Source organism: Bradyrhizobium oligotrophicum S58 (assembly GCF_000344805.1).
Taxonomy (GTDB): domain Bacteria; phylum Pseudomonadota; class Alphaproteobacteria; order Rhizobiales; family Xanthobacteraceae; genus Bradyrhizobium; species Bradyrhizobium oligotrophicum.
This window is the reverse complement of record NC_020453.1, coordinates 4,363,674-4,378,044: the sequence shown is the minus strand read 5'-3', so window position 1 is coordinate 4,378,044 and position 14,371 is coordinate 4,363,674. Positions and strand designations below refer to the sequence as shown.

The 14,371-nt window shown below is 64.8% G+C and carries 14 protein-coding genes; 6 read left to right on the top strand and 8 right to left on the bottom strand.

Going from position 1 to position 14,371, the window contains the following annotated elements:
* Nucleotides 1-96: 96 nt before the first annotated feature.
* A complete protein-coding gene (locus S58_RS18835) occupies nucleotides 97-744 on the top strand; it encodes a VOC family protein (RefSeq protein WP_015666951.1) in 648 nt (215 codons plus the stop codon).
* 1,033 nt (nucleotides 745-1,777) lie between these two features.
* Here S58_RS18835 and S58_RS18830 read toward each other — a convergent pair.
* A complete protein-coding gene (locus tag S58_RS18830) occupies nucleotides 1,778-2,797 on the bottom strand; it encodes a 1-aminocyclopropane-1-carboxylate deaminase (protein WP_015666949.1) in 1,020 nt (339 codons plus the stop codon).
* 148 nt (nucleotides 2,798-2,945) lie between these two features.
* On the opposite strand from S58_RS18830, the gene S58_RS18825 reads away from it, so the two are divergent.
* Complete coding sequence (locus tag S58_RS18825; RefSeq protein WP_015666948.1) at nucleotides 2,946-3,422, top strand: Lrp/AsnC family transcriptional regulator; 477 nt, start codon at nucleotides 2,946-2,948, stop codon at nucleotides 3,420-3,422.
* A 91-nt stretch (nucleotides 3,423-3,513) separates the two neighbouring features.
* Nucleotides 3,514-4,425, top strand: coding sequence for a DUF2147 domain-containing protein (locus S58_RS18820; RefSeq protein WP_015666947.1), 912 nt, complete (start codon nucleotides 3,514-3,516; stop codon nucleotides 4,423-4,425).
* A gap of 68 nt (nucleotides 4,426-4,493) precedes the next feature.
* On the opposite strand, the gene S58_RS18815 is transcribed toward S58_RS18820, so the two are convergent.
* Entirely contained in the window at nucleotides 4,494-4,901 is a 408-nt protein-coding gene (locus S58_RS18815) for a (R)-mandelonitrile lyase (protein ID WP_015666946.1), read from the bottom strand.
* 51 nt (nucleotides 4,902-4,952) lie between these two features.
* Entirely contained in the window at nucleotides 4,953-5,651 is a 699-nt protein-coding gene (locus S58_RS18810) for a ribonuclease activity regulator RraA (RefSeq protein ID WP_015666945.1), read from the bottom strand.
* Between the two features lie 246 nt (nucleotides 5,652-5,897).
* Between S58_RS18810 and pxpB the strand changes: the two genes are divergently transcribed.
* From pxpB to S58_RS18795, 3 genes are read left to right on the top strand one after another with little or no spacing between them, the layout of a single operon-like run.
* Nucleotides 5,898-6,629, top strand: a complete 732-nt coding sequence (gene pxpB / locus S58_RS18805) for a 5-oxoprolinase subunit PxpB (RefSeq protein ID WP_015666944.1) — start codon at nucleotides 5,898-5,900, stop codon at nucleotides 6,627-6,629.
* A complete protein-coding gene (locus S58_RS18800) occupies nucleotides 6,626-7,660 on the top strand; it encodes a 5-oxoprolinase subunit C family protein (RefSeq protein ID WP_015666943.1) in 1,035 nt (344 codons plus the stop codon). Before pxpB ends, S58_RS18800 begins: the two co-directional genes overlap by 4 nt.
* Before the next feature lie 49 nt (nucleotides 7,661-7,709).
* On the top strand, nucleotides 7,710-8,519 hold the full coding sequence (locus tag S58_RS18795; RefSeq protein ID WP_015666942.1) for a LamB/YcsF family protein: 810 nt from the start codon (nucleotides 7,710-7,712) through the stop codon (nucleotides 8,517-8,519).
* On the opposite strand, the gene S58_RS38635 is transcribed toward S58_RS18795, so the two are convergent.
* The 5 genes from S58_RS38635 to S58_RS18775 all read right to left on the bottom strand — a co-directional run bounded on the left by S58_RS38635 (nucleotide 8,485) and on the right by S58_RS18775 (nucleotide 14,283).
* Nucleotides 8,485-8,637 (bottom strand): hypothetical protein, encoded by a 153-nt coding sequence (locus S58_RS38635; protein WP_015666941.1) that lies wholly within the window; start codon nucleotides 8,635-8,637, stop codon nucleotides 8,485-8,487. The genes S58_RS18795 and S58_RS38635 overlap by 35 nt on opposite strands.
* Nucleotides 8,638-8,797: 160 nt before the next feature.
* The gene (locus S58_RS18790; RefSeq protein WP_015666940.1) at nucleotides 8,798-10,411 is read right to left on the bottom strand and encodes a sulfite reductase subunit alpha; all 1,614 of its coding nucleotides are present in this window, start codon (nucleotides 10,409-10,411) and stop codon (nucleotides 8,798-8,800) included.
* Nucleotides 10,408-12,198, bottom strand: a complete 1,791-nt coding sequence (locus tag S58_RS18785) for a NirA family protein (protein WP_015666939.1) — start codon at nucleotides 12,196-12,198, stop codon at nucleotides 10,408-10,410. The genes S58_RS18790 and S58_RS18785 overlap by 4 nt, the downstream gene beginning before the upstream one ends.
* Before the next feature lie 343 nt (nucleotides 12,199-12,541).
* Nucleotides 12,542-13,696, bottom strand: a complete 1,155-nt coding sequence (locus S58_RS18780; protein WP_015666938.1) for a CmpA/NrtA family ABC transporter substrate-binding protein — start codon at nucleotides 13,694-13,696, stop codon at nucleotides 12,542-12,544.
* A complete protein-coding gene (locus S58_RS18775) occupies nucleotides 13,693-14,283 on the bottom strand; it encodes an ANTAR domain-containing response regulator (protein ID WP_015666937.1) in 591 nt (196 codons plus the stop codon). The genes S58_RS18780 and S58_RS18775 overlap by 4 nt, the downstream gene beginning before the upstream one ends.
* Between the last annotated feature and the right edge of the window lie 88 nt (nucleotides 14,284-14,371).

The window sequence follows — 14,371 nt, the reverse complement described above, 5'->3', positions numbered from 1 at the left end:
GGCGGCCAGAGCACTATAGCACAGTTGCAGTAGGGCGCATCGGCCGAGGCCGAAGGGGCAATGCCCACCTACGTTTAGTAACCCGTAGTTGCGCCCATGCCGAACCTCGAAAACCTCAAGAAGCAGGCCAAGCAATATCTGCGTTGGCATCGTGACGGGTATCATCCGGTCGCTGCCGAGATTAGAGCTGCGCTGCCTCGTTTTCGGCACCTTGATGATCATCAGGTGCTGGGGGCATCATTTAAGCTCGGCGACGCGCAGGAGCTTGTCGCACGCCAATTGGGTTTCGAAGGGTGGCAGGCGCTCAAGGCAGGAGCCCTAGCCATGAACACTCAAATCAAGCAGGCAACAACGCCGGCCATCCTAAGTGGCATAGAAGCCCAACTCTACGTCGCCGACGTCAAGGCGTCGTGCGACTTCTTTACATCCAAGCTCGGGTTTGCGGTCGACTTTGTTTATGGGGACCCGCCGTTTTACGGCATGGTCAAGCGCGATCGTGCCCGGCTTTGCATGCGACTAGTTTGCGAACCGATCTTCGTCGGGGATATTCGCCAGCGCGAACACCTTCTGTCGGCCTCGATCACTGTCGGCACCGCAGCGGAGATTAAGCAACTCTTCTTGGAGTTCCAAGCGGCTGGCGTGAGCTTCCATCAGGGATTGAAGAAGGAGCCTTGGGGCGCCAAGAACTTCGTCGTCCTTGATCCCGACGGCAATCTCGTTTTATTCGCGGGACCTGCCGACTGAGCAACGCAGACACGACGATGGCGGTTGGTCTGCCTTCGCGGTGTTCCGCTTGGTGTCAGGGGCAGCCGTGGCCGTCTGGCTGATGGCAGAGCCGGTCTCCCCCTATTCACGGCTTGATCTGACCGCCCGGTCATGTCGGCTATCCGCCCTTAGGGGACATTTGCGGACTCTGATGAACGGTGCGTTGTCGGCTCGGAGCAGATTTACGACGGACGACTGCGACGTTTGATGGGACATCGGAGGCATCTCACGCGTCTATGGGACTGCCCTGCAAGAATGCCCCAAATGGCCAGCGCCAAAACGCAATGTTTGCCAGCGATCTCAATGCGAAGACCCTTGTCCAGTCCTCGCCTGAAAAATATTCTTGTTTCGTTTTACCGAAATTCATGGTTGACTGCCGCCATCCCGCCTCATCGAAGAGGGGCGTTGCGCGCGATCGTCACGACACGCGAGGTGGGGAGGCGATGGCCGCGAGATGCCGAAAGCGTGCTTGCACGCGGACGAACGGCAGCTTGTGGACGTGAAGTCGCAGGGTCCTGACACCCCGATGCTGGTGTCAATTCACGACGAAGCTTCGCTTCGCGTGGAGATGGTGGCCAACAAGCCCGGTGCACCAGGGAGACTGCGTATAAGCGTTAAGACCGTCGCGCAGGGAATGCCGGTTGATCGGCAGCACCTGTGGTACCTGCCGCCTGCATTTTTTTGCGCAGGCGGGCCATGGGTGAGGCCCTCACCCGGCATTCCCTGCGCCCTCTTCTGATTGAGAGGGTTCGACTGATGGATCACTCGGACGCCATGCGTCGCGAGAACGCGATGTCATGACTCGTAGTTAGGACACGAGGCCGTTGCCCAGTCTTCCGCCGTCATCGCCCGCGCAGGCGGGCGATCCAGTACGCCGCGGCTTCTCGATCGACGGCAAGGTTCTCGGAATACTGGATCGCCCGGTCAAGCCGGGCGATGACACTGGAGAACAATCATGCGCAGCTGGAGCGTCCGGCAATACCCGCCGGACAGGAATCCTCGCCGAAGAATCTCACCCGTTGCGATACGTGTAGCTGTAGCCGTTGATCGCGGGCGCACCGCCGAGATGGGCGTAGAGCACCTTCGAGCCTTCCGGGAAGTAGCCCTTCTTGACCAGGTCGATCATGCCCTGCATCGACTTGCCTTCATAGACCGGGTCGGTGATCATCGCCTCGGTGCGGGCGGCGAGGCGAATGGCCTCGTTGGTCTCGGCGCTCGGCACGCCGTAGGCCGGATAGGCGTAGTCGTTGATGATGACGATCTCGTCGTCGCGCACCTTGCGGCCGAGCTCGACGAGCTCTGCGGTGTTGTCGACGATCTGCCGAACCTGGGTGCGGGTCTGCTCCGGCGTGCCGGAGGCGTCGATGCCGATGACGCGGTCGGCGCGGCCGTCGGCGGCGAAGCCGACGATCATGCCGGCCTGGGTCGAGCCGGTGACGACGCAGACGATGATGTAGTCGAACTTGATGCCCATCTCGGCTTCCTGCGCCCTCACCTCCTCGGCGAAGCCGACATAGCCGAGACCGCCGAACTTGTGCACGGAGGCGCCGGCCGGAATGCCGTAGGGCTTGCCGCCGGCATCCTTGACCGACTGGATCGCATTCTCCCAGCTCTTGCGGATGCCGATGTCGAAGCCGTCCTCGACGATGCGGCTGTCGGCGCCCATCAGGCGCGTCATCAGGATGTTGCCGACGCGGTCATAGACGGCGTCCTCGTGCGGCACCCAGCTTTCCTGCACGACCACGCACTTCATGCCGATCTTGGCGGCGGTCGCCGCCACCATGCGGGTGTGGTTGGACTGCACGCCACCGATCGAGACCAGCGTGTCGGCATTGGACTCGATCGCGTCGGGGACGATGTATTCGAGCTTGCGCAGCTTGTTGCCGCCCATCGCGAGGCCGGAATTGCAGTCGTCGCGCTTGGCGTAGATCTGCACCTTGCCACCGAGGGCTGCGGTGAGCCGCGGCAGATGCTCGATCGGGGTGGTGCCGAAGGTCAGCGGATACTTTTTGAATTTGTCGAGCCGAAGCACGGGGTCTCTCCGTGGTTGAAATGAAGTGGGTCGGCCGAAACATACGAAAAAGGCCGAGAAAGGTGCTCTCTTTATTGACCCAGATTTTCGTGCTTACGTCGGCCCTGAGCTTCACTTGCGGTATTTTCTCTCACATCTGGCAGATTTGATGAAAGAACCTTCCGACACCGATCTGGATCGCGTCGACCGCCGCATCCTGCAGCTGCTGCAGAAGGACGGCCGGATGAGCAATGCCGAGCTCGCGGCCGCCGTCCATGTCAGTCCGGCCACCTGCCATCGCCGCACCCAGCGCCTGTTCGAGGACGGCTACATCAGAAGCGTGCGCGCCCAGATCGCGCCGGAGAAGGTCGAGCGCAGCGCGCTGGTGCTGGTCGGCGTCGTGCTCGACCGCTCGACACCGGAGAGCTTCCGCACCTTCGAGGCCGCGATCCGCAAGCTGAAATTCGTGCTCGATTGCCATCTGGTCGCCGGCGATTTCGACTTCTTTCTCAAGATCCGCGTCCGCGACATGCAGGACTTCAACCGCATGCACGGCGACCAGCTGATCTCGCTGCCCGGCGTGCGGCAGACGCGCACCTTCTTCGTGATGAAGGAGGTGGTCGACAATGCGCCGCTCGATTTCTGAGCAGGTTCCGCATTGAACCGAGGTCGCCGCACCGCCGACTTACCATCGCGTGAGCTCGCTCACATCAGCAACCGGAATCGCGGAGAACCTGATGAAGAGGCTGTTGGCCGTTGCGGCTTTGGTGCTGGCAAGCAGTGCCGCCCAGGCGCAATACGTCATCGAGTATGGCGGCAAGACCATCCGCATCGATCCCGACCGCGGCACCGTGCAGATCCCCGGCGTCTACGACAACACCGACCAGAAGAAGTCCAAGAAGGCCAAGCGCGAGCAGGACGGTCAGCGCAAGCCGCCATCGGCAACGGACCAGCCGGCTGCCGCGCCCGCCGAGGCCGCGGTGACGCCGGCTCCTGCCGCACCAGCACCGGCCGCTCCGACCGCCACCCCTGCCCCTGCTGCGACTGCGGACGCACCCGCCAGTGTGCCGGCTGCGCCGGTGCAGGCCGCCGCACCTCCCGCCCCCGTGCAGCCTCCCGCTCCGGCAGCTTCGGCCGCCCCGGTGGCGGCGCCAGCTGCTCCGGCGGCGCCTCCGGTCACCGCAGCGACGACCGCCACGGCTCCCGTTGCTGCAGCTCCGCTTGCCCCGGCTGCCGCTTCTCTCGCCGTGCAGCCCCCACCGCCGCGCGCGGCGCAGACGCCAGCCACTCTTGCGACCGCGGCAGCGCCTCCGACGGCTGCCGTCGCGCCCCGCGATCCGAACTCGCCGGTCGGCATCTGGCTGACCGAGGAGAAGGAAGGCAAGATCCGCATCGAGCCATGCGGCACCAATCTCTGCGGCTACGCCGTCGACGCCAAGACCAGCCAGAATGGCGAGCAGATCCTGATCGACATGCGCCCGAGCGAGAAGGCCCAGGAGAAGAAGTGGAGCGGCCGCATCTTCGATCCCAACAGCGGCAGCACCTACGATTCGACCATTGCGCTGAAGGGGGCCGACAATTTGAAAGTCCAGGGCTGCGCATTCGGCGGCATGTTCTGCGGCGGCCAGACCTGGACGCGGGTGAACTGAGCGCTGCGCCTGCAAAACAAAAGCGCGCGGCCTTGCGACCGCGCGCTCAACGTCTTCTTAGTCAGGTATCAGCCGACAGGCGTCGCGTAGTCCTCGTCGGTGACGTGCTCCATCCACGTCACGTGCTCGCCGTTCAGCGATTCATGCATCGCGACGTGGACCATCCCGGTGGTCGGCGCGGCGCCATGCCAGTGCTTCTCGCCCGGCGGAATCCAGACGACGTCGCCGGCCTTGATCTCGCGCACCGGCCCGCCCTTGGCCTGCACCCGGCCGACGCCCTGAATGACGTAGAGCGTCTGGCCGAGCGGATGGGTGTGCCACGCCGTGCGCGCGCCCGGCTCGAACGCCACGCGCGCCGAGGCGACACGGGCCGGCGCCTGCGGCGTGATGATCGGATCCTGCCACACCGTGCCCGTGAAGCTTTCGGCCGCCGCGCGGCGTGTCGGGCGCGAGCCCGCGAGATAAACATCCACCATTGGTCTGCCTTTCTTGAATCTGGAAAGTCTGGTCGTCGTGCCGGCTGCGAGCTACTTCTTCGACGCGGCGTAGCGCGCCTTGGTCTCGGCGTTCATGGGATAGAGGCCCGGCAGCACCGCGCCCTTGTTCACCTCGTCGACGATCCAGGCTTCCATGCGCTCCTGCTCCGGACCTTCGGCGAGCACGTGGTCGAGCATGGCCTGCGGGATCAGCACCGCGCCGTCCTGGTCGGCCACGACCACGTCGTTCGGGAATACGGCGACGCCGCCGCAGCCGATCGCCTCGCCCCAGCCGACGAAGGTGAGCCCTGCGACCGACGGCGGCGCGGCGTAGCCGTCGCACCACACCGGCAGGCCGGTGCCGAGCACGCCTTCGAGGTCACGCACGACGCCGTCGGTGATCAGCGCCGCGACGCCGCGCTTCATCATGCGGGCGCAGAGAATGTCGCCGAAGATGCCGGCGTCCTTGACGCCCATCGCATCGACCACGGCGATGCAGCCTTCAGGCATGGCCTCGATGGCGGTGCGCGTCGAGATCGGCGACGACCAGGATTCCGGCGTCGCCAGATCTTCACGTGCCGGCACGAAGCGGAGCGTAAAGGCGGGACCGACCAGCCGCTTCTGTCCCGGCCGCAGCGGTTTCGCGCCGCGCAGCCAGACATTGCGCAACCCCTTCTTCAGCAGGACCGTGGTGATGGTCGCGGTGGTGACCTGGGACAGGGTTGCGATGGCTTCGGGTGTCAGGGACATCGTGAGACTGGTGCTCCAAAAGGGCTGGCGGAAAAGCAGGCGCATCTTGCGAGCGACGAAGGCCGCGTCAAGGGCTCGCAGGGTGCGCGGGACGCATGCGGGGTTGCGCGCGCCCGATAACCTCTTCTTATCGCAAGACATCCGATTAATTTATTGAATTTCCGAGAGATTTTGCCTCTGACCCAATTCCACCGGCGGCCAAAAACGATTAGATCAGGAGCATCACCCGAGAACGTCTCCGATCTCATGGCCGATCCTTTTCCATCTCCTCGCATCCTGCCCAGCGGCGACAGCGCTGTGACCGTCGAGTTCAGCCGGACCATCGACGAGACCGCCAATCGCCGCGTCCTGGCGCTCGATCATGCGCTGGCGGCGGCTGCGCTCGGCGGCATCACCGAGACGGTGCCGACCTATCGCTCGCTGCTGGTGCACTATGATCCCAGCGTGATCGACCACGATGCGCTCGTCATGCGGCTGCTGGCGCTGTCGGCTGGCACGCTCGCGCCGGACGGCGAGGTCAGGCGCTGGCGGGTCCCGGTCTGCTATGGCGGAGAGCATGGCATCGATCTCGAGGACGTCGCCAAGGCGCTCGCTCTCACGCCGGATGAGGTCGTCGCCCGCCACATCGCCGCGACCTACCGCGTCGCGATGATCGGCTTCACGCCCGGCTGGTCCTATCTGTCGGGACTGGATCCCTCGCTGCAGATGTCGCGCCGGCAGAATCCGCGGCTGCTGACGCCGTCCGGCATCGTCGCGATCGGCGGCATCCAGACCGGCATCCAATGCCTTGCCGGTCCCTGCGGCTGGCACCTGCTCGGCCGCACCGCGATGCGGACGTTTCAGCTGCACCGCGCGCCGACCTTTCTGCTCGAACCGGGCGACGAGGTCAGCTTCACTGCGGTGGACGTGAAGACCTTCGCCGAGCAGGAGCGCGCCGCCGAAGGCGGCGAGCTGATCGCCGAGCGGATCGCCGCATGACAACGCTCGTCGTTTCCAGCATCGGTCCGGCCAGCTCGGTTCAGGATGGCGGGCGGTTCGGCGCGCAGCGCTATGGGCTGACGCCGTCGGGTGCGATGGACAAGCTGTCGCTGGCGGCTGCGAATAGCCTGGTCGGCAATGGGTTGATGGCGGCTGCGATCGAGATCGGCCCGTTCGGCGCGACGTTCGTTGCCAAGGGCGGCGCGGTTCGCGTGGCGTTGTCTGGCGCACCGCGGCCCGCCGACGTCGCTAAGCGGCAGGTCGACATCAACACGTCGGTCACTCTGGCCGAGGGCGAAAAACTGACGCTCGGCTTTGCCCGGGGCGGCTCGTTCAGCTATCTCGCCATTGAAGGCGGCATTGCCGGCGAGCCGATGTTCAACAGCCTCTCGGTCAATGCCCGCGCCGGACTTGGCAGCCCCTACCCGCGCCCGCTGCAGGCCGGGGACGTGTTCGAGGTGGCAGCGGCCAGCGGTGCGCCGGACATGCGGAACGAGCTGCCGAAGCCGGGCGGTGCGATCCGCGTCGTCATGGGACCGCAGGACGACGAGTTCAGCGAAGAGATGAAAGCGTTGTTCCTCGGCAGCGACTGGATGGTCTCCGCCACCAGCGACCGCATGGGCTATCGCCTCGAAGGCCCGCCGCTTCGTCATCTGCACGGCCATAACATCGTCTCGGATGGCACTGTCGACGGCAGCATCCAGGTCCCCGGCAACGGTTCGCCGATCGTGCTGATGTCGGACCGCGGCACCAGCGGCGGCTACCCGAAGATCGCCACGGTGATCACGGCCGATTTCGGCCGGCTGGCGCAGACGCAAGCCGGCACGCCATTCCGCTTCAAGGCGGTGACAATGGCGGAGGCGCAGGCCGAGCTGCGCAGGTACAAGGATTTGCTGCAAAGCCTGCCAGGCCGAGTCAGCGAGATCGTCAGCAATGAGTTCGACATCGATGCGCTGTTCACGGCCAATGTGGCGGGACATGCCGTGAGCGCAACCGACGTCACCACTTGGCTCGGAGCGACGCCGGATTAACCTGACCGCATCCAACCTGCTTCGGACCCATCAACGCGCGGACCATCACATGACCAGCACCGTCGATCTCAACTGCGACCTCGGAGAAAGTTTCGGCCCGTGGGAAATGGGCAATGACGCCGCGATGATCGAGCTCGCGACATCAGTCAACGTCGCCTGCGGCTTCCACGCCGGCGACGCGGACATCATGCGCAGGACCGTCGAGATGGCCAAAGCCAAGGGCGTCAGCATCGGCGCGCATCCGGGCTACCGCGACCTGCACGGCTTCGGCCGCAGGCCCGTTCCGGGAATGAAATCGTCCGAGATCGAGAACCTCGTCGCCTACCAGATCGGCGCGCTGCAGGCGATCGCCACCGCGGCCGGCCACAAGGTCACGCATGTGAAGGCGCATGGTGCGCTGTCCAACGTTGCCTGTGAGGACGACATGACGGCGAACGCGATCGCGAGCGCGATCAAGGCCGTCGATCCCAGCCTGATTTTCGTCGTGCTCGCCAACTCCAAGCTGGTGACGGCTGGTGAGAAGGCCAATCTGTCGATGGCGCATGAGGTGTTTGCCGACCGCGCCTATGGCGATGATGGGCTTCTGGTGTCGCGCAGCAAGCCTGGCGCGGTGCTGCATGACCCGAAGGTGATTGCCGATCGCGTCGTGCGCATGGTTCAGGACGGCGCGGTGATTTCGGTGACCGGCAAGATCATGAAGATGCGGACCGACACTGTCTGTATCCACGGCGATACCGCCGGTGCCGTGGAGATCGCCCGCGAGGTCCGCAACGCGCTCGACGCGGCCGGGATCACGGTCGCGCCGTTCAAGACGGCAAGTGTGATCAGAACGGGTGGGTCGACGGCATGCCCAGGGTGATCGCAGCGATCAGCGCCAGCGCGCTGTACAATGCAACCAGCGCCGCCGTCGTGCCCCGCTCGCTGAAGGCGCGTGCGTTTTCTGGCATCTGTCGCAGGGGCGTCGATATCGTCCGCATGACCGGTCTCCTGAAGTTCCGGCCATGAGAAAAGCGTTCTCGCAGCCGGGCGCAAGGCAACCGAGGAAATAACGACAAGCCCCCTGTTTGGGGTCCGTCTGGAACCAAAAAATTCTCGGCCGTCGGCGCGGCCGAGAATTTTATCCGCAAGGGTTCCCGCTCAGTAGACGTCGAGCTGGAACCGGCCCTTCTTCTTCAGATCGGCCACGAAGCTGACGGCCTCGTCCGTCGACCGCGCGCCGAACTGGGCGACGATATCGACCAGCGCACGCTCGACGTCCTTGGCCATGCGCTTGGCGTCGCCGCAGATGTAGAGATGGGCGCCATCGGCAAGCCAAGTCCACACCTCACGGCCGACCTCGCGCATGCGGTCCTGGACGTAGAACTTCTTGTCGCCGTCGCGCGACCACGCCAGCGACAGCCGCGTCAGCAGGCCTGCGGTCTTCATGGCGCTGAGCTCATCGGCGTAGAAGAAGTCGCAATCGCTGCGCTGGTGGCCGAAGAACAGCCAGTTCTTGCCGGGCGCGCCCGTCGCCTTGCGATCGAGCAGGAAGGCGCGGAACGGCGCGATGCCGGTGCCGGGGCCGACCATGACGATCGGCGTTTTCGGATCGGCCGGCAGCGCAAAGCCATGCGCCTTCTGTACATAGACGCGGAGCTTGTCGCCGGGATTGATGCGCTCGGCGAGGAACGTCGAGGCCAGACCGAGCCGCTTACGCTTGCCGATGACGTAGCGGACGCAATCGACGGTCAAAGACAATTTGCCAGGCGTCGCGTTGTGCGACGACGAGATCGAATAGAGCCGCGGCTGCAGCGGCTCCAGCGCTTCGACGAAGGCTTCGGGATGCGGGCGCACGCCGGAGAATTTCTGCAGCACCGCCATCACGTCGAGCGTCGCTGCATCGCCATCCGGATCCTCACCCTGGGCCAGCCGCCGCGCCTTCTCACGCGTGGCGCCGCCGGTGATGAAGGAGATCAGCTCGAACAGCGAGTCCGGCGCCGGCGACAGCGAGACGTCCTCCAGCAGGCATTGCCGCAACGGCTTGCCGTTCACTTCCGTCATGTGCGAAGCGCCGAGCAGCGCGATGATCTGGTCGACGAGGCCGAGATCGTTGTTGGCGAAGATGCCGAAGGAATCCCCGACGACGTAGTCGAGCCCGCTTTCGCCGAGATCGAATTCGACGTGCCAGGTCTCCTTCTCCGAGCCGGGCTTGTTGAGCAGGCGTCGCGACAGGAACGTTGCCTCGACCGGATTGTCGCGCGAGCGCCCGGGCGCGCTGACGACGACCGACACGGTTGCCGGCGTCGCTGCTGCGGGTTTGGCGGCGGCCGGCGCCTTGTCGAGCTCCTCATGCAGCGCCTTCAGCATCCGCGCGGTTTCCTTGCCGCCGGGGACACACAGGTTCAACCGGCTCTCACTGCGATCGGCAAGGGCATCCGAGTAGTCGCTGCAATTATAGCCGCACTGGCCGCAATCCTGCTGCGCCATCGCCGCCATCATGCGCCGGCGCATCGGACGGCCCTCTGCCAGCTTCATGCGCTCCGCGATCGGCATGGTCTGGTCGTGCCACGGCGCCTCGCCGTCGTCGCCATCGCCTGCGGGTCCGAGCACGGCGCCGTTCTGCGCCGCCGACAACGGCATCGATCCGTCGAGGCCAAGCGCGCCGGCCAGGAAGCCGTTGAGCCATGAGCGCTGCGCTTCGGAGAACGGTGCGGTCTGGGGAATGATCTCGATTTTCGACATGATGTCCGACCTGGGCGTGATCTGGTTCATGCTGATACCTCGGACGAGGTCTGGGCTTCGGCGAGCTTGCGCAGGGCTCCGCCGTCGTGGCGACGGGCAAACGACAGGAAGGTCTCGTCGGGCGCAGCGCGATGCGCGAGATAGGCTTTGAGCAGCTTCTCGATCGTCTGCGGTGCATCCTCCGCCTTGAGGTCGCGATAGACCTCGCGGCCGATATCGGCCTGCGGACCGAAGCCGCCGCCGGCAAACAGATGATAGCCTTCGACGGTGTCGTCGCCGTCGCCGACCGGCACCTTCGCCCCGATCATGCCGATGTCGCTGATGTAGTGCTGGGCACAGGAATGATGGCAGCCGGTCAAATGGATGTTCAGCGGTGTGTCGACAGCCACCCTGCTCTCGCACCAGTCGCCGATCTCGGCGGCGTGCCGCTTGGTGTTCGATGCGGCGAACTTGCAACCGGCATTGCCGGTGCAGGCGATCAGCCCGGCGCGGATGTGGGACGCCTTGACTGATAGGCCGATCTGCTCGATCGCCGCGCAGGCGAGAGCGACGTTGTCGTCGCGCACGCCCGACAGCAGGAGATTCTGCCAGACCGTGAGCCGGATCTCGCCATCGCCGAGGTCCTGCGCGATCTTGGCAAGCGCGCGCATCTGATCCGTGGTGAGCTTGCCCAGCGGCAGCGCCACGCCGATCCAGTTGAGCCCCTGCTGCTTCTGCTTGTGCACGCCGATATGGGCCATGCGATCGGATTCGGGGCGCGGCTGCAGCGCCTCTTCCGGAACACGGGCGAGCTTGCGGCCGAGTTTTGCCTCGACGGCTTCCATGAATTTGTCGTGGCCCATGCTGTCGAGCACGTATTTGAGCCGCGCCTTCAGGCGGTTGGTGCGATCGCCGGTCTCGATGAACAGCCGCACGATGGCGTCGGCCACCTCGGTCGCGTGCTCCGGCTCGACGATGATGCCGGTCGGCTTGGCGAAATCCTTGTGGCCGGTGATGCCTCCGAGGCCGAGCCTGAACCATACGCCCGGCGCAACACCGAAGTCGTCCTTCACCTCGACCGCCGAGAATGCGATGTCGTTGGTGTCTTCCAGCGCTGCGATGCAGCCGGCGCCATCGAAGGCGACGTTGAACTTGCGCGGCAGGCCGTAGAGCGAACGGTCGTTGAGAATGTGGAAGTGCCATTCGCGCGCGTAGGGGCGCGTATCCAGCAGCTCCTGCGGATCGATGCCGGCGGTCGGTGTCCCCGTCACGTTGCGGATGTTGTCGGCGCCGGAGCCGCGCGCGGTGAGGCCGAGATCAGACAGCCCCTCCAGCAGCATGACCGCATGCTTCGGCGGAATCTCGCGCAGCTGCAGATTGGCGCGCGTCGTGACGTGGCTGTAGGGACCACAAAGCTGATCCGTGAGATCGGCCAGACCTGCGAGCTGCCAATGCTTCATGATGCCGTTCGGAATCCGCAGGCGGCACATATAGGAGTCCTGCGCCGGCGCGACGTGGAACAGGCCGTAATAGCGCCAGCGGAAATTATCGGCGGCGGACGGCGCAGCGTTGCTGCGCGCCTGCTCCTTCAGACGCTCATAAGCATCGAACGGATGCAGCTCTCGCTTGACCTTCTCCTGGTCGGCGAGCTTGCGCCCCGACGCGATCACCGCGTCCTGTGCCTTGAGGTGGATCGCCTCCGGTCCGGTCGGCTCCGCAGCGGTCGTTGCGGCGCTCTGAGCACGGCCTCCCAGATTGACCTTGAGGCCGGCGGCCAATCCCTCGAGATAGCGCTTCTGCTCGTCGTTGAAGTCGACTGACAGGGATTCGATTTTCATGATGGCGGACGAAGCTCCAGCGGCCACGGCGATTGGCATTCGGGAATGGGATGAGGATCGCATCGTCCGAACGGCCGAATTGGCCTGATTCAGACGAGCGGCCCGACCAGCTTCGTTGCTGCGGAATCCGACACGGATTGCAGTCAGCGGCATCTGCGGCGGCTGACTGCACTGCAACATTCAAGTTGCGTGCCAGTCGCGAAGATCAAGAAATATTTGAAAAAACAGTGCCCTACCCGAATCGGCGAAGGCGTGGCCGCACCCTCAAACCCTGAATTGAGGGCACTCCGCCCAAAAAATGGTCGGGGGTACGGGATGCCCGAGTCCTGATCGGTCGAATGGATCAGGCCTTCCAGCGGCCGATCTTGAAGGCCTTCAGATGCCCTATCACGTCGTCGGCCGCGAATGCCGGACCGGCAAACGCGCCGATGGCTCCCTCTTGGGCGTGCCCGACAGTCCCGAGTGCGGCATCGTAGATGTCCGGCCGGAACACGCCCATTGCCGTGCCCAGGGCTTCACTGCTGAGCGGCGTCTGACCCCAGCGGACCATCTGCGCATACAGCCAGGCGGCCTGGATCTTTTCCGGTCGGACCGCTCCGTCGCGGCCGATCAGCAGATAGCGCGAGCTTTCGCGGAAGGTACCGTCCGGCGAGATCTTCAGGCGGCCGTTCAGCGTGCGCTGGAGCACCTCAGCATCTACGCCGATCCGCTCAGGCTGCGCCAGGATCCGGGCCGCTTCCGCGTGGTTCTGCTCGATGAAATTGGCCGCGCGGGCGCAGGCGCGGACCAACGCCGCCAGCGCGTCCGGGTGCTTGTCCGCCCAACTTTGCCGGACCGCGAGGACCTTCTCGGCCGCACGCACCAGCACATCCGACACGAAGTGCAGGATGTGGCCGATGCCGAGATCGACCGCGATCGAATTCCAGGGCGCGCCGACGCAGAAGGCATCGACGTGACCATTGGCGATGCTGTCGACCATGTAGGGCGGCGGCAGCACCACCAGCCGGACGTCCTCGTCGGGATCGACGCCGCCTGCGGCCATCCAGAAGCGGAGCTGGTAGTTGTGGGTCGAGAACGGAAAGGTCATGCCGAAGGTGAGCGGCTCGGCGCCCGCTTTGCGGCGTTCAGCGACCACGCGCGCCAGAGCCAGCGCTGTCGCCATCGGATCGAAACGGTCGCCTTCGAGGTTCGACATGATGGCGGCGTGCAGCGCCGGCGTCACCGTGATCGCGTTGCCGTTTACGCCGAGAGCGAACGGCGCAACGATCGGAACCTTGACGTGGCCGATCCCGAGGCTGGAGGCAATGGCCACGGGGGCCAGCAGATGCGCCGCATCGAACAGCCCGATGTTGAGCTTGTCGCGCACGTTCGACCAGGACACCTCGCGAACGAGCGTGACGTCGAGACCTTCCGCGGCCGTGTAGCCCTTGTCGACGGCGACGATGAGCGCTGCGGCATCGACCAGCGGAATGAAGCCAATGCGAATCGGCCCGGTCATTTCAGCATCTCCGAGGCGGTCAGGATCGACTGCGCGATCTCGCCGATCTTCTTCTTCTCGCGCATCGCCGTGGAGCGCAACAGAACGTAGGCTTCCTCTTCCGTGAAGCCCTTCATCTTCATCAAAATGCCCTTGGCGCGGTCGATGACCTTGCGATCCTCCAGCGCCGATTTGGCGCGCTCGAGCTCGTCCTGCAGCTTGGAGAACGCATTGAAGCGGGAGATGCAGAGGTCGAGGATCGGCTTGATCCGTTCCTTCTTCAGGCCGTCGACGATGTAGGCGGACACCCCGGCCTCCACGGAGGCCTGGATCGAGGCCGCATCGCTCTGATCCACGAACATCGCGATCGGCCGGCGGACCGCGCGGCTGACCTGGAACATCTGCTCCAGCACGTCGCGGCTGGGGTTCTCCAGATCGATGACGATGACGTCGGGGTCGAGCGCATAGATCCGCGCCAGCAGGCCCTGCATTTCCCTGACGTGCACCACGCCGGTAAAACCCGCCTCCCGCAAGCCCTCCTCCAGGATGGCCGCGCGGATCGGGCTTTCGTCGACGATCACGATTTTAGGCGATTGCTCGGCGCTCATCGATCACCAGGGTGTCCGGGCCCTCATCCATAGCATGGACGTGACCGCCTTAAAGCCTTGTCTTTCTGAGTAATTCGGACTAGCTCAC

Excerpts from the sequence above, each read along its gene's own strand:
- S58_RS18835 (WP_015666951.1), top strand. The coding sequence starts at position 97 with ATGCCGAACCTCGAAAACCTCAAGAAGCAGGCCAAGCAATATCTGCGT.
- S58_RS18825 (WP_015666948.1), top strand. The coding sequence starts at position 2,946 with ATGAAAGAACCTTCCGACACCGATCTGGATCGCGTCGACCGCCGCATC.
- S58_RS18820 (WP_015666947.1), top strand. The coding sequence starts at position 3,514 with ATGAAGAGGCTGTTGGCCGTTGCGGCTTTGGTGCTGGCAAGCAGTGCC.
- S58_RS18815 (WP_015666946.1), bottom strand. The coding sequence starts at position 4,901 with ATGGTGGATGTTTATCTCGCGGGCTCGCGCCCGACACGCCGCGCGGCG.
- S58_RS18810 (WP_015666945.1), bottom strand. The coding sequence starts at position 5,651 with ATGTCCCTGACACCCGAAGCCATCGCAACCCTGTCCCAGGTCACCACC.
- pxpB (WP_015666944.1), top strand. The coding sequence starts at position 5,898 with ATGGCCGATCCTTTTCCATCTCCTCGCATCCTGCCCAGCGGCGACAGC.
- S58_RS18800 (WP_015666943.1), top strand. The coding sequence starts at position 6,626 with ATGACAACGCTCGTCGTTTCCAGCATCGGTCCGGCCAGCTCGGTTCAG.
- S58_RS18795 (WP_015666942.1), top strand. The coding sequence starts at position 7,710 with ATGACCAGCACCGTCGATCTCAACTGCGACCTCGGAGAAAGTTTCGGC.
- S58_RS38635 (WP_015666941.1), bottom strand. The coding sequence starts at position 8,637 with ATGCGGACGATATCGACGCCCCTGCGACAGATGCCAGAAAACGCACGC.
- S58_RS18790 (WP_015666940.1), bottom strand. The coding sequence starts at position 10,411 with ATGAACCAGATCACGCCCAGGTCGGACATCATGTCGAAAATCGAGATC.
- S58_RS18785 (WP_015666939.1), bottom strand. The coding sequence starts at position 12,198 with ATGAAAATCGAATCCCTGTCAGTCGACTTCAACGACGAGCAGAAGCGC.
- S58_RS18780 (WP_015666938.1), bottom strand. The coding sequence starts at position 13,696 with ATGACCGGGCCGATTCGCATTGGCTTCATTCCGCTGGTCGATGCCGCA.
- S58_RS18775 (WP_015666937.1), bottom strand. The coding sequence starts at position 14,283 with ATGAGCGCCGAGCAATCGCCTAAAATCGTGATCGTCGACGAAAGCCCG.